Genomic DNA, 14,607 nt, shown 5'->3' with positions numbered 1-14,607 from the left:
TCAGGCAGCCAGGCGCTCGGGATTCGAGTCTTCCGACAGCGCCCACACGTCCAGCATCGCCTGCTCGAGGTCGAGCGGCTGGGCGTAGCCCGTCAGGCCGTGCTCGCGGGTGACTTCGCCGACTGCCGCCAGGGCGTCGCCACCCTTGCCGGCACGTTCGATCACCTGCAGCAGCAGGCGCTGCTGGGCGCGGCGCAGCGACTGCATCGCGTAGTTGCGCAGCTGCTCCTGCGACTTGGTCTGCGCCGGCAGCTTGAGGCCGCGTTCCAGCGTGTCGATGCCGGCCTGCTGGCGCAGCGCCATGCCGACCTGCAGGAACTGGGCCAGGCTCATGCCGCCCGGACGCTGCACCGACACCGCCGCGAAGAGGAAAGTCGCCAGCGACTCGATGGTCTCGACCGCCTTCCAGGCCGCGGTGAACGGGGCCGGCAGGCCGGTGTGGCCGTCGGCTTCCGAACGCTGCGGGGTCAGGCTGCGCAGCTGGTCGGCCTGGCCGAACAGCGACGACAGTTCCGACATGCCGTCGGCGCCTGCCGGCATCGACAGCACGCCTTCGATCACGGCGCGCATCAGGCCGCGGGTGCGGCTGTCGACCGCCACCGAGACGTCACGCGGCACGTTCAGCGCGTCGGCGTCCAGGGCGTCGAACACCGGCGCCAGGTGCAGCGAGGACCAGGCGCGGGCCCAGGCCTTCACCACGTCGGTCTCGTCGACACGGTGCTCGGCGGCCAGGTCGCGCAGCATCAGCGGACCGCAGCGGTTGACCGCTTCGTTGGCCAGCACGGTCGCCAGGATGGCGTTGGCCAGCGGGTGATCCAGCGGGTCGCGGGTGGCGACCAGCTGCGCCGGGAAGTAAGGACGCAGCAGCGAATCGGCCCACGACTCGGAGGTCAGGTCGAGCGCCGACAGGGTGCGCTTGAAGCGGTTCTTCACGTTCGCCACCACGACCGCCAGTTCCGGCGCGGTCAGGCCCAGGCCCAGCGCCTTGCGGCGCTGCAGTTCGGCGTCGCTCGGCAGCTGCTCCAGGTCGCGGTTGACCGCTCCTTCCGATTCCAGGTTGGTGATCAGGGCGGCGTAGCCGTCCACCACCGAGGCGCTGGCCTGCGCCTGCGCTTCGCGGGTCAGAAGGTGGGTCTGCAGCGTGTTGTCGCGCAGGACCAGGTCTTCCACGGCGCCGGTCATCTCGTTCAGCACGCGGTTGCGGTCTGCTTCCGGCAGCTTGCCTGCGTTGACTTCGGTGTCCAGCCAGATCTTGATGTTCACCTCGTGGTCGGAGCAGTCCACGCCGGCCGAGTTGTCGATCGCATCGGTGAAGATGCGGCCGCCGCTGAGCGCGAACTCGATGCGGCCGGCCTGGGTCGCGCCCAGGTTGCCGCCTTCCGCCACCACCTTGCAGCGCAGTTCGTTGCCGCTGACGCGGATGCGGTCGTTGGCGCGGTCCTTCACTTGCGCGTGGGTCTCGCTCGACGACTTGATGTAGGTGCCGATGCCGCCGTTGTAGAACAGGTCGACCGGGGCCTTCAGGATGCGGTGCATCAGTTCTTCAGGCGCCAGCGCGCTTTCCTCGATATCGAGGACGGCACGGATCTCCGGCGAGAGCTCGATCGAACGGGCCGAGCGCGGGAATACGCCGCCACCCTTCGAGATCAGGCCCTTGTCGTAGTCTTCCCACGAAGAGCGCGGCAGCGCGAACATGCGCTGGCGTTCCTTGAACGAGACTTCGACGTCCGGGGCCGGATCCAGGAAGATGTGGCGGTGATCGAAGGCCGCCACCAGCTTCAGCTGGCGCGACAGCAGCACGCCGTTGCCGAACACGTCGCCCGACATGTCGCCCACGCCGACCACGGTGATCGGGGTGGTGTTCATGTCGTGCCCCAGTTCGTAGAAGTGGCGCTTGACGGCTTCGAAGGCGCCCTTGGCGGTGATGCCCATCTTCTTGTGGTCGTAGCCGTTCGAGCCGCCCGAAGCGAAGGCGTCGCCCAGCCAGAAGCCGCGCTGCACGGCGATGCTGTTGGCGATGTCGGAGAAGGTCGCGGTGCCCTTGTCGGCCGCCACCACCAGGTACGGGTCGTCCTGGTCGAAGCGCACGGTGTTCTCCGGCGGCACGATGGCGCCGCGCACGCGGTTGTCGGTCACTTCCAGCAGGCTGGCGATGAACAGGCGGTAGACTGCTTCGCCTTCGGCCGCCACCACTTCACGCGGGGCGCCTTGCGGCATCTGCTTGCAGACGAAGCCGCCCTTGGAGCCGGCCGGCACGATGACGGCGTTCTTGACCATCTGCGCCTTCACCAGGCCCAGCACCTCGGTGCGGTAGTCTTCCATGCGGTCCGACCAGCGCAGGCCGCCTCGGGCGACCGGGCCGCCGCGCAGGTGCACGCCTTCGAAGCGGCGCGAGAACACGTAGATCTCGCGGTACGGGCGCGGTTCCGGCGCCAGCGCCAGGTTGCTGGTGTCGACTTTGAAAATCATCTTTTCGCCGTCGTTCTGGAAGTAGTTGGTGCGCACGGTCGCCATGCACAGGTCGACCAGGGCCGCCATGATCTCTTCGGTGTCGGCGTGGTTCACGCTTGATAAGCCGGCCTTCAGGGCGGCCAGCTTGGCGGTGCCCGCGGCGCGCTCGGACTCGCCCAGCTTCGGATCGAAGCGCAGCAGGAAGCCGGTGACGAATTCCTTCACCAGGGCCGGCTGGGTGCGCAGGGTCTCGGCCATGTAGCGCACCGAGAACTTGGAGCCCAGCTGGCGCCAGTAGCTGATGTAGGCGCGCACCAGCTGCACTTCGCGCAGCGACAGGCCGCCTTCGATGGTCAGGCCGTTCATGCGGCCGTCTTCGGCCTCATTGTTGAACAGCGCGGTGAACAGCTCTTCGGCCACTTCCACGATGCCCGGCTTGATCAGCTTGGCGCCGCTTTCGTCGTCCACGGCCAGCGCGGTCACGTTGTGGCGGGCGCCGTCGGCGGTCTTGATCGCCCAGGTCTGCTCACGGTCGACCGCGATACCGGCGTTCTGCAGGGCCGGCAGGATGCGCGACAGCGAAGGCACGTCGTCGCTCGAGTACAGGCGGATCGAGGCGTCTTCGCCATTGCCGCCGCCGGTTTCGATGCGCACGGTGACGCGGCCGGCGTGGCCGTTCTTCAGTACGGCCTGCAGGTCGCGGAAGGCGGTTTCCGGCGCGGTGGCGGTGACGAAGCTGACCGGCAGGTTGGCGCCGAGCTTGCGCAGGGTGCTGCGCTGGGCGTTGTCGTCCATGCCGTTGGTCAGGGCGGCGAAGCGGTCATGCCAGCCGTCCAGCACGTTCAGCAGCGGCTGCTGGATGTCGGTTTCCAGGTCCAGCGGATAGCGGGCGGCGTGGGCGATCAGGTAGACCCGGGCCAGCGGGCCGTCGGCGATCAGCGGCTGCACGCGCACCTCAACCGCGCCCGAGCTTTCCTGCAACGCCTGGGCCAGGCTCGAACCCACGGCGGCGCTGTAGCGCTCGCGCGGCAGGTAGACCAGCACGTTCAAATGGCGGCGGTAGACGTCGCGGCGCGCGAAGACCTTCGGGCGCGGCTGCTTGTACAGCGACACGACCGAGCTGCACACCTGGGCCAGCCATTCCGGCTCGGCTTCCAGGGCTTCGGTGCGCGGCAGCGATTCGAGGATCTCGACGAACTTCTCGGCGCGGAAGCCTTCCTGGCGCACGCCGGCGATCGACAGCACCTTGGCGACGCGGCCGCGCGCGAACGGCAGGCGCGCCAGCGGGGTCAGGGTGGCGGCGCGGGTGAACAGGCCGATGAAGCAGTGCTCGCCGAGGATCTTGCCCTGGGCGTCGGTGTCGCGCACGCCGATGAAGTCCAGCGGCTGGTCGCGGTGCAGGGTGCCTTCGACGTCGGCCTTGACGATCGACAGGGTGTCGGCGCGGCGCGACAGGGTCTCGAAGTCGCCCGGGATGTTGGCCAGGCAGCTGCCGTAGACCGGGTGCGCGGTATCCTTCAGGACGCCGATGCGGCTCGGGATGTCGCGCTCGAGTTCGCGCGCGTCCGGCTTGACCACGTAGTAGGCGTAGCCGAAGGGCTCGAAGCCTTCGTTCTTGGCCCATTCCAGGAAGGCGGCCACTTCCTGGCCTTCCGGGGTACCGGCGGATGCGGCGGCGGCAGCCACGGCGGTCAGGCGGTCGCCCAGCGCCAGGGCGTCGCGGTGCACGACGGCGGCGTCGTTGGCGACCATGCGGATGCGCGCGGTCAGCGCGTCCAGTTCGCCGAATTCGAGTTCGTCGCTCATCAGGATCAGGACGATCGATTCCAGCGGCGCGCCGGCTTCGCCGACCGAGACGGCGGCGCCATTGGCGTCGCGGCGCACCGGCAGCACGGCGTTCATCACGCCGGCGGCGGTCTGGCGCTCCTTGCGCAGGGCGATCACAAACGAGTCGACCAGGTAAGGCATGTCGTCATTCAGGATCAGCAGGGCGGTCGCCTTGCCGCCACGGCCGTCGGAATAGCCCATCGTGGCGATCTGGCAGCCGGGGCCGGTGCGCTGGGCCAGCTGCGAGAATCCTTCCCACAGCACGGGCGCCAGGCTCGCGGGCGCGGTGCCGGCCAGGTCTTCGTCATCCAGCGATCCGAGCCACGCGCCGATCAGTGCGCCCACCTGTCCGGTGGCGGCGGCTGCGTGGTTTGCGTTGACCAGCGAGAGCGTCTGGTTACGCAGGTCTTTCGACATGTCATTCATCTTACTTCTCCAAAGTTTGTGTGCCCGGCGCGCTCCGGCTTGTGGCTCTTGCATCGCCCTGCTGTATGGGACGGGGGTGTCCCGTCCGAATTCCGTTGGCGGTCCGTCTTTCCGCAGACTCGTCAATCCATTATTAGAACATGCCGTACGGGCCGGGTCATCCCTCCCGCATGGCCGCTGTTGTATGTCTTTACAGGTCGTACAAGCCCGGCAAGCCGAGGATGCGGGTCAGCTCTTCGAGCGCCGTGGTGCATTCGATCGCCAGCTGCGGGTCGGCCAGGTCCTTCGGCTCGACGCGGTCGCGATAGTGCTTCTCGACCCAGGCCACCAGCTGCGCATACAGGGTCTCGGTCATGATCACGCCCTGGTGCATGGCCGCCGCTTCCTCGTCGGTCAGCGCCACGCGCAGGCGCAGGCAGGCGGGGCCGCCGCCGTTGCGCATGCTCTGGCGCAGGTCGAACTCGATCAGCTCGTCGATCGGACCGCCGCGGCCCACCACGCCGCCCAGGTAGGACGACACGGCAGCGTTTTCGCGGCATTCGTGCGGCACCACCAGGGCCATCTTGCCGTCGGCGCGGGTCAGGAGCTGGCTGTTGAACAGATAGCTGGCCACCGCGTCGGCCACCGGCACCTGTGCGGCCGCCACGCGCACCGGCACCAGGTCGCTGCCGACGCCGGCCAGGGCGCGGCGCAGCGCGTCCAGGGTGCCCGCTTCGTCGGCGAAGGCCTGCTCATGGTAGAACAGCACGTTGCCGTTGCCGACCGCGATCACGTCGTTATGGAACACGCCCTGGTCGATCACGTCCGGGTTCTGCGAGGCGAACACGGTGCGCGCCGGGTCCAGGCCATGCAGGCGCGCGACGGCCTGCGAGGCTTCCAGGGTCTGGCGCGCCGGGTATTTCTTGGGCGCCGGGGCCGACGGGTCGAACTCGACGCGGCCGTAGACGAAGAACTCGACGCCGGCGGCGCCATGGCTGCTGGCGAAGCGCGTGTGGTTGGCCGCGCCCTCGTCGCCGAAGGCCGGCACCGGCGGCAGCGGATCGTGCACCATGAAGCGGCTGCTGTCCTTGAAGATCGCGCGCAGGGTGCGGGTCGCCTGGACATGCTCTTCCGAGCGGTGCAGCTTGTTGTTCAGGTTGGCGGCGGTGAAGTGCACGCGGCCGTCCTGCGAGTCGGCCGAAGGGCTGACGGTGGCGGCGTTGGCGGTCCACATCGGCGCGGCCGAGTAGGCGCAGGCCAGGATCACCGGCGCTTCACGGTAGGCGCGCGCCAGCACGTCGGCATCGGTGCCCGAGAAGCCCAGGCGGCGCAGCAGGCGGAAGTTGGGGCGGCCCTGGGGCGGCATGACCGCCTGCGCATAGCCGCGCGCGGCCAGCTCGCGCATCTTGGCCAGGCCCTGCAGGGCGGCCTGGCGCGGATTGGAGGCGCTGCGGACGTTGTTGAACGAGGCCACGTTGCCGAACGAGAGGCCGGCGTAGTTGTGCGACGGCCCGACCAGGCCGTCGAAGTTGAATTCGCGTGCGATGCGCATGATTTAGAACACCAGTCCCGGCGACAGCTTGGCCGGCATTTCGAGTTCGGCCGTCTCGATCGAGGCGACCGGATAGGCGCAGTAGTCCGCCGCGTAGTAGGCGCTCGGGCGATGGTTGCCCGACTTGCCCACGCCGCCGAACGGGGCCGAGCTGGCCGCGCCGGTGGTCGGACGGTTCCAGTTGACGATGCCGGCGCGGGCGCGCACCGCGAAGCGCTTCCACAGCTCTTCCGATGGCGACAGCAGCGCCGCGGCCAGGCCGAATTCGGTGGCGTTGGCCGCGCGCAGGGCTGCGTCGAAGTCCTTCACGCGGATCACCTGCAGCAGCGGGCCGAACCACTCTTCGTCCGCGATGCCCTGGGCGTCGGTGGTGTCGACGATGCCGGCGGTGACGAAGCCCGCGTTCGGATCGAGCTGTTTCATCTGCAGCAGCACCTTGCCGCCCTTGGCCGCCATTTCGGCCTGGGCCTGCACCAGGCGCGCGGCGACCGCGCTTGATACGACCGGGCCCATGAAGGGCTGCGGATCGGCGTTCGACGGGCCGACCTGCAGCTTGGCCGCGACTTCCACCAGGCGGTCGAGGAAGGCCTGGCCTTGCGCGTTGTCCTGGATGATGAGGCGGCGCGCGCAGGTGCAGCGCTGGCCGGCCGAGATGAAGGCCGACATCACGGCGTGGTGCACGGCGGCGTCGATGTCCTTGATATCCCAGACCACCAGCGGATTATTGCCGCCCATTTCCAGCGCCAGCATCTTGCCCGGCTGGCCGCCGAACTGCTTGTGCAGGGCGGCGCCGGTCTGGCTGCTGCCGGTGAACAGGATGCCGTCGATCAGCGGGTTCTGGCCCAGGGCCACGCCGGTGTCGCGGCCGCCGTTGACCAGGTTCAGCACGCCGGCCGGCAGGCCCGCCTGCTCCCACAGCTGCACGGTCTTGACCGCGGTGCGCGGCGCATATTCGCTCGGCTTGAACACCACCGTGTTACCGGCGATCAGGGCCGGCACGATATGGCCGTTCGGCAGGTGGCCGGGGAAGTTGTAGGGGCCGTAGACGGCGAACACGCCGTGCGGGCGGTGGCGCAGCACGGCGTTGCCGTCGGCGACCTTGGCGGCGGTCTCGCCGGTCCGCGCGCCGTAGGACTGGACCGAGATGTCGATCTTGTTGGCCATGGTCGCGACTTCGGTGCGCGCTTCCCACAGCGGCTTGCCCACCTCCTCGGCGATGATGGCGGCCAGTTCCTCGCTGTGCTCCTTGAGCAGGTCGCGGAAACGGGTGCAGACGGCGATGCGTTCTTCCAGCGGCGTCAACGCCCATGCTTCGAACCTGGCGTGTGCGGCCTGGGCGGCGCGCGCCACGTCGTCCGCGGTCGACTGGTTCGAGGTCCAGGTCTGGCGGCCGGTCGAGGGGTCGATGGTAGCGAGTTCGGCGCCACTGCCGGCGAGCCATTCGCCGTTGATGTAATTCGAGAGCTTAGCCATTGACGTTTTTCCTTGGAGTGAGGGTCAGGGTACGCACCGTGTCGCCGGCGCGCAGGTGCAGCTGCGCCATCTCCTGGGCGCTCAGCAGCACGCGGCCCGAGCCGGGCACGGCGCGGGTCAGGATCATGCGGAAATTGTCGAGCTGGGTGTTCGACACCAGCATGTGTTCGGTATCGCCTTCCGGCGCGCCTTCATCGGCCACCGCCAGCACGCTTTCGCGCACCGCGCGCAGGTCGGACACGCGGCCCTGCAGCACCGGGCCGGCGTCGAAGATGTCGACATAGCCTTCGTAGTGCATGCCTTCCTGCTCCAGCAGGCGGCGCGCCGGCTGGGTCGAAGTGTGCACCATGCCGATCACCTCGCGCGCCGAATCCGGCAGGTAGTCGACGTACAGCGGCTGGCGCGGCATCAGCTCGGCGATGAAGGACTTCTTGCCCAGCGCGGTCAGGCCGTCGACGTGGTCGAAGTCCATCTTGAAGAAGTGGCGGCCCAGGCCTTCGTAGAAGGGCGAATCGCCCTTCTCGTCCTGGTAGCCGCGCATCTCGGCGATGATCTTTTCGGTGAACAGGTGCTGGAACTGGGCGATGAACAGGAAGCGGCTCTTGGACAGCCACTTGCCGTTGAAGCCCGCGCGGTACTGCGGCAGCAGGAACAGCGAGCACAGTTCGCTGGAACCGGTCAGGTCGTTCGACAGGTACAGGGTTTCCATCCGGGTGAACACGTCCAGCTCGCGGCTGCAGTGCACCAGGGTGCCGATGCGGTAGTTGTAGAAGGGTTCGGTCAGGCCGACCGCGCCCTTGATCGCGCACACGCCCGCGATGCTGTTGTCCTCGGTGTGCTCGAGCACGAACATGTAGTCGCGCTCTTCGGGCGGGATGGTTTCGGCGAACGAGGCCTCGGCGGTGCGCAGGCGCTTGCCCAGCATGTCCGGGTCCGGCTTGAGCGTGGTCATGCCGCTGCCGGCCAGGCGCGCCATCACGATCAGGGCGTCCAGGTCCGACATCTTGGCGGAACGGATTACGAGCATGGGTGGGTCTCCTAGATGCGCACGCAGATGACGTTGTCGCCCTGCGTCACGCCGAGCGCCTGCTGGGCTTCGCGCGGCAGGCACACGACCTGGCTGGTCTCGGCCGGCGGGCAGGCCACGGTGACGGCGCGGAAGTGCTGTTCGGTGCTGGCCACGGCGTAGTTCACCAGCGATTCCGGCGCGGCGGCCGGACCGGCGGTTTCCACGCGCCGGACCTGCGAGCCGCTGAAGGAGCGCAGCGAGCCCTTGTGCGCCTGCAGGATCGGGCCGCCGTCGAAGATGTCGATGTATTCGTCGGCCTCGAAGCCTTCCTGCGTCAGCAAGTTGAAGGCCAGCTGGCCGCTCGGGTGGATCTGGCCCATCGCGGCCTGGGCGTCGCCCGGCAGCAGCGGCACATAGACCGGATAGTGCGGCATCAGCTCGACGATCAGGGTGCGGTTGCGGGCGCCGCCGATGACGCGCTCGGCGTCCAGGAAGTCCATCTTGAAGAACTTGCGGCCCAGGGCGTTCCAGAAGGCCGACTGGCCGTCAGGATCGGTGCGGCCGGCCAGCGGCACGAAGAAGCGGTCGCCGAAGCGGTGCGGCGCCAGCACCGCGTACAGCAGGCGGGCGCGCGACAGCAGCGCGGCCTCGATGCCCGCGTTGTCGCGGTCGCGCAGGTAGAAGCCGGACAGCTGGGAATAGGCGGTCAGCTCCGAGCACAGGGTCAGCGCATGCACGCTGTGGCTGATATTCAGGTCGCGCGAGACCTGCTGGATGACGTCGTTGCGGAACGCGAAATAGGTGCCGTTCGAGCCTGCCGACGCATGGATGGCGGCGGTGCCGACGACCTCGCGCGTGCGCAGGTCTTCGAGCACGAACAGGTAGGACTCCTCGCTCGGAATGTCGACGTGGGCGGCGAACGAGGCGATGGAACGCTCGACGAAGGCATGGATGCCTTCGCGCGTGCGCGGCAGCGTGTGCACGCCGGGCATCGAGGCCGCGGCCATCGCCTCGAGGGCGCCGATATCCGCGACTTCTACCGGACGGACAACATACATGTGAACTCCCTAACCAGGTGCAGTGGAGATGCCAGAAACATGCACCGGCCGGCGCGCCCTTGGACAGGCGGGCCGGCCGGAACCGGGCGGCGGCTTAGCCTGCGATGAAGGCGTCGGCGGCTTCGCGCATGATGCGGTCCGCTTCCGCGATCTGGGCGTCGGAGACGACCAGGGCCGGCGCCAGGCGCACCACGTCCGGGCCTGCGATCAGCAGCATCAGGCCGAGCTTCTCGGCGGCCTTGGTGTAGTCCTTGGCGCGGCCCTTGTAGCCTTCCGCCATCGGCAGGCCGATCAGCAGGCCCATGCCGCGCGCCTTGCCGAACAGCTGCGGATAGTCGGCAGCCAGCTTTTCCAGGTTGCCCATGATCTTGGCGGTGGCTTCCTTGACGCGCTCCAGGAAGGCCGGCTGGCCGATGGTCTCGACGACCTTCAGGCCGACGGTGGCCGCCAGCGGATTGCCGCCGTAGGTGGTGCCGTGCGAGCCGACGCCGAAGTGCTGGGCGATCTCGTTGGTGGTCAGCATGGCGCCGATCGGGTAGCCGTTGCCCAGGGCCTTGGCCGAGGTCAGGATGTCCGGGGTGACGCCGACCTGCATGTAGGCGTACAGCGAGCCGGTGCGGCCCACGCCCGACTGGACTTCGTCGAACACCAGCAGCGCACCGGTCTTGTCGCAGAACTCGCGCAGGGCCTTCAGGTATTCCGGATTGCCCGGGATGACGCCGCCCTCGCCCTGGATCGGCTCGACGATCACGGCGGCCACGTCGTCGGTGATGGCGGCGCGTGCGGCTTCGATGTCGTTGTAGGGGATGTGGTTGATGTCCTGCGGCAGCGGCTCGAAGCCTTCGGTGTACTTCGGCTGGCCGCCCACCGAGACGGTGAACAGGGTGCGGCCGTGGAAGGACGACAGGCAGGACACGATGCGCGACTTGTGCGGGCCGAACTTGGTGTGCGCGTACTTGCGGGCCAGCTTCAGGGCCGCTTCATTGGCTTCGGCGCCCGAGTTGCAGAAGAAGGCGCGGTCGGCGAAGGTGGCTTCGGTCAGGGCCGTGGCCAGGCGCAGCACCGGCTCGTTGGTGTAGCCGTTGCCGAGGTGCCAGAGGGTGTTGATCTGCTTGGTCAGGGCGTCGACCAGGGCCGGGTTGGCGTGGCCGAGGCTCGAGACGGCGATGCCGGAGGTGAAGTCCAGGTATTGCTTGCCTTCCTGGTCCCACACGTCCAGGCCCGCAGCGCGCACCGGCACCATCGCGGCCGGGGCGTAGGTCGGGACGAGGACTTCGTCGAAGGTCTGCCGAGTGACAGGCCGCGTGGTGACACCCGAATCAAGCTTTGCGTTCATGGCTTCTTCCTCATCCAATCATGTAAGGGTTAGCGCGGGCAGGATCCCGCAGGTTCGAGCCATTATAGAAACGCAGTCTGACAAGTTCTTGCAGAAGTGCGACGGGGATTTTCATTTTTGGTCGGGGAGCAACATGGGGGGCCGTCGCTGGGAGAAAAGCGTTAGCTTCCCGACAATTGCTGGCCTATAAACCGTCATCCCGGCGTAGGCCGGGATCCAATTCCCTTGCACAGTGAGAATGCACGCGTGACCGGTACGCGGGCGAACTTGGGTCCCGGCCTTCGCCGGGATGACGGTTTTTAGGCTAGAGGCGGGTGAAATGCTGCAACTATGCAAGTTTCGCGGTTAGGAAGTACTTACTGCCCCAACTTGCGCTGCCGCTCTTCCCGCGGCGTATTCCCAAACAGCGCCCCAAACGCCGTCGAAAAATGCGAGCCCGACGAAAACCCGCACATCAGCCCCACCTGAACGATCGAGTGATTGGTATCCAGCAGCAGCTGCCTGGCCCGCTTCAAGCGTAGTTCGAGGTAATACCGCGACGGCAAGCTACCCAGGTACTGCTTGAACAGCCTCTCCAGCTGCCTGCGCGAAATCCCCGACAGCTGCGCGATCTCGTCGGTCGACAGCGGCTCTTCGATATTCGCCTCCATCAGCGCCACCGCCTCGGTCAGCTTGGGCTGCAAGGCGCCGAAGCGCGCCTGCAAGGCCACGCGCTGGCGCTCGTCCGGCCCGCGCACCCGGTCCACGCACAGGCTTTCCTTGACCTGGGCCTGCACCGTGGCGCCGCACAGCAGCTCCACCAGGGTCAGCGCGAAGTCGAGGCTGGCCGCCCCGCCGCAGCAGGTCAGGCGGTTGGCGTCGAACTCGTAGAGATGGGGGGTGAACAGCGCCTGCTCGGCCAGCGCATTCACGTCCGGGTAGAGCGCCCAAGGCAGCGCGGTGCGCACGCCGTGCAAGGCGCCGGCGTCGGCCAGCCACAGCACGCCCGCCCCCACCCCGCCCCAGAACGGCGCGGCGCGGCAGCGTTCGATCAGGGCGCGGCAGTTGGCGGGCTTGAGCGCCGCCTCGGACTCGTCCGCCACCAGCAGCACCAGGTGCCAGTGGCGCTGGGCGTCGCCGACGAACTTGTCGGGACTGCGCACGTCGACGTGCAGCCGCTCCGGCCCCATCGCCTTGGCGGCCAGGCGCAGCGGCTGGACCAGCGCCGACCAGGTCAGCGCATCCGGCTCGCCGGCATTGACCAGCAGGACGCGCAAGGGGCGCTCCTGTGCCAGGCGGGACAGGTCAACAGGCTGCATCGGGGTGGGTCGGCGGTGTCATGAAGAAAACCGGGCAAACAAAACGTAGTCCACTATCATACCGGAGATCACCGTAGCGGCCCCGGCGGTGACAACCTGGCAAGCAAACCATGGTCGGGCGGCTATAATCTTCTCCATGGGGGAACGATACTTAAAGAGCGTCCGGCTGCTGGCCGAGTGCATGCAGGGCTTCGAACGCTTTTCGGGCGAATCGGTACGCCGTCACGGCCTGACCCATGCCCAGTTCGACATCATCGCCACGCTCGGCAACACCACCGGCATGAGCTACAAGGAGCTGGGCGAACGGACCCTGATCACCAAGGGCACCTTGACCGGCGTCATCGAACGCCTCGAACACAAAGGCTTGGTGATGCGCGAACGCAGCACGGACGACAAGCGTTCCTTTTTCGTACGGCTCACGCCAGCCGGGGATCGGGTATTCTGCGAAGTGTTCCCCAAGGTGGTCGCCCATGGAAAACAATTATTCTCGGCCTATAGCGAAGCCGACTTCGACGCCCTCGATGCGGCGCTCTCGACCCTGCGCGCCAGCATCGCGCAGGGCAGCCATGCCGACGGCCTGCCCCTCTTACCTTCCCAACTAAAGGACTCCCCTTGAAAACTTCCCTGATCGAAGGCAAGAAGCCTGCCCATTTCGACAAGCACATCATCGGCAACCTGCTGCTCGACGTCGCCCCGCTGGATGAAGTCAAACAGGAAAAGATGCTGATCGGCGTGCGCAACGAGACCGGCGAGATCTACCGCCTCATCGGCGCGACCAAGCTGAACAGCTTCATGAACGCGGTCGAGGAATTGTTCGACCTGGGCCTGGTCGACGAACTCCAGGACACCGAAGAGCCGAAGGACGGCTGCGACGCCATCTTCAGCGAACCCTGATGCTCCTTCCCTGTGGCAAAAAGATGCCGCAGGGAAAATTTTCGGCAGTCTTCCATGGCGATAGGGGTATAATTTTTCGATGGACAGACTCTCCGCACTCAAGAGCATCGCCGCCGAGGCCGGGCGCGGCGAACTGAGCTTCCCCACCAGCGTCAACGCGACGCTCAAGCTGCAGCGCGCGCTGGGCGAGCCCGACTTCCACATCGACGACGCGGCGCGCCTGGTCCAGGCCGAGCCGCTGCTGGCGGCGCGTACCGTCGCCATCGCCAATTCCGTCGCCTACAACCGCTCCGGCAACGATGTCACCAATGTGCGCGCGGCCGTCCAGCGCGTCGGTTTCCGCACCCTGGGCGCGCTGGCGGCCTCCGTCATCGTGCGCCAGCTGGCCAGCGAGATCCAGGACCCCGCCCTGCGCGCCAAGGCCGACCAGCTGTGGACCCATTCGGCCCACGTGGCGGCGCTGGCCCAGGTGATCGCGCGCCGCGTCTCCTTCGTCGACCCGGAAACGGCCATGTTCGCCGGAATCGTCCACGAAGTGGGCGGTTTCTACCTGTTGTCGCGTGCGGAAAGCTATCCCGGCCTGCTGGACGGCGGCGCGGACGAGTGGATCGAACACGGCGAAGTGGCCATCGGCCGCGGCGTGCTGCTCAAGCTCGGCGTACCGGTGGCCGTGATGGGCGCCATCGAAGCGCTGTGGAACGGCATGCGCGCCCTGCCGCCCGAGACCCTCGGCGATACCCTGCTGCTGGCCAAGGACCTGACGCCCGTGGCCTCTCCCCTGCTCGAACGCCCCGGCGCCACCACGCCCGAGAGCGCGGCCACCATCGATTTCACCATCGGCGCCGGCACCCTGGCCCAAGTGCTCGAGGAGTCGGCCGAGGAAGTGCAGAGCCTGACCGCCGCGCTGATGTAAGCAGCAAAAAAAATGCCCGCTTAGAAAGCGGGCAAAGTCCAAAACTAGGGATGTCCTGAAAGAGACAGGTCCACTTTACGGGTTCGACAGCCTTCGTTCCGTGCGCTGCTTCACATTGCGCATGTTTCTTCTACCTTCTGCGCAATCAGGCGAAAAAAAACCCGCTCCGAGGAGGGAGCGGGTGAAGTCCAAAACTAGGGATGTCCTGAAAGAGACAAGTTCAGTATAGGTCGCCCTTGGGGAATGCTCCGTGCGGTGTTTCACACTGCGGAATTATTTTTCATCCTTCTCAATGCTCTTCTACGGGCAACAGCAGTCAAATAGTTGTCTTCAAACTGAACGAATATATCGGAGACGCGTTCGGCCAATAGTCGAGGCGCCGGACAAAAAA

At 67.2% G+C, this 14,607-nt stretch carries 10 protein-coding genes; 3 read left to right on the top strand and 7 right to left on the bottom strand.

Annotated features, from left to right (window positions below; genetic code table 11):
* From J8847_RS20535 to J8847_RS20505, 7 genes are all read right to left on the bottom strand, one after another.
* Entirely contained in the window at positions 1-4,704 is a 4,704-nt protein-coding gene (locus J8847_RS20535) for an NAD-glutamate dehydrogenase domain-containing protein (RefSeq protein ID WP_211526570.1), read from the bottom strand.
* Positions 4,705-4,894: 190 nt separating this feature from the next.
* The gene (gene astB, locus J8847_RS20530; RefSeq protein ID WP_211526569.1) at positions 4,895-6,235 is read right to left on the bottom strand and encodes an N-succinylarginine dihydrolase; all 1,341 of its coding nucleotides are present in this window, start codon (positions 6,233-6,235) and stop codon (positions 4,895-4,897) included.
* A gap of 3 nt (positions 6,236-6,238) precedes the next feature.
* On the bottom strand, positions 6,239-7,708 hold the full coding sequence (astD, locus tag J8847_RS20525; protein WP_211526568.1) for a succinylglutamate-semialdehyde dehydrogenase: 1,470 nt from the start codon (positions 7,706-7,708) through the stop codon (positions 6,239-6,241).
* Complete coding sequence (gene astA / locus J8847_RS20520) at positions 7,701-8,735, bottom strand: arginine N-succinyltransferase (protein WP_211526567.1); 1,035 nt, start codon at positions 8,733-8,735, stop codon at positions 7,701-7,703. The genes astD and astA overlap by 8 nt, the downstream gene beginning before the upstream one ends.
* 11 nt (positions 8,736-8,746) lie before the next feature.
* Positions 8,747-9,775: an arginine N-succinyltransferase gene (locus tag J8847_RS20515; RefSeq protein ID WP_211526566.1), complete on the bottom strand. Its 1,029-nt coding sequence runs from the start codon at positions 9,773-9,775 to the stop codon at positions 8,747-8,749.
* A 94-nt stretch (positions 9,776-9,869) separates the two neighbouring features.
* On the bottom strand, positions 9,870-11,111 hold the full coding sequence (gene astC / locus J8847_RS20510) for an acetylornithine/succinylornithine family transaminase (protein ID WP_211526565.1): 1,242 nt from the start codon (positions 11,109-11,111) through the stop codon (positions 9,870-9,872).
* 356 nt (positions 11,112-11,467) lie between these two features.
* The gene (locus J8847_RS20505) at positions 11,468-12,409 is read right to left on the bottom strand and encodes a GlxA family transcriptional regulator (protein WP_211526564.1); all 942 of its coding nucleotides are present in this window, start codon (positions 12,407-12,409) and stop codon (positions 11,468-11,470) included.
* A gap of 136 nt (positions 12,410-12,545) precedes the next feature.
* On the opposite strand from J8847_RS20505, the gene J8847_RS20500 reads away from it, so the two are divergent.
* The 3 genes from J8847_RS20500 to J8847_RS20490 all read left to right on the top strand — a co-directional run bounded on the left by J8847_RS20500 (position 12,546) and on the right by J8847_RS20490 (position 14,216).
* Complete coding sequence (locus J8847_RS20500; RefSeq protein ID WP_211526563.1) at positions 12,546-13,025, top strand: MarR family winged helix-turn-helix transcriptional regulator; 480 nt, start codon at positions 12,546-12,548, stop codon at positions 13,023-13,025.
* Entirely contained in the window at positions 13,022-13,303 is a 282-nt protein-coding gene (locus J8847_RS20495; protein ID WP_211526562.1) for a hypothetical protein, read from the top strand. The genes J8847_RS20500 and J8847_RS20495 overlap by 4 nt, the downstream gene beginning before the upstream one ends.
* 79 nt (positions 13,304-13,382) lie before the next feature.
* Positions 13,383-14,216 carry an HDOD domain-containing protein gene (locus J8847_RS20490; RefSeq protein ID WP_211526561.1) on the top strand — a complete coding sequence of 278 codons (834 nt, stop codon included), beginning with the start codon at positions 13,383-13,385 and terminating at the stop codon, positions 14,214-14,216.
* The last annotated feature ends 391 nt before the right edge of the window (positions 14,217-14,607 follow it).

The organism is Massilia sp. AB1 (genome assembly GCF_018119385.1).
Lineage (GTDB): Bacteria > Pseudomonadota > Gammaproteobacteria > Burkholderiales > Burkholderiaceae_D > Telluria.
Note: the sequence above shows the minus strand (reverse complement) of the source record. Positions and strands in the feature narration are given on the sequence as shown.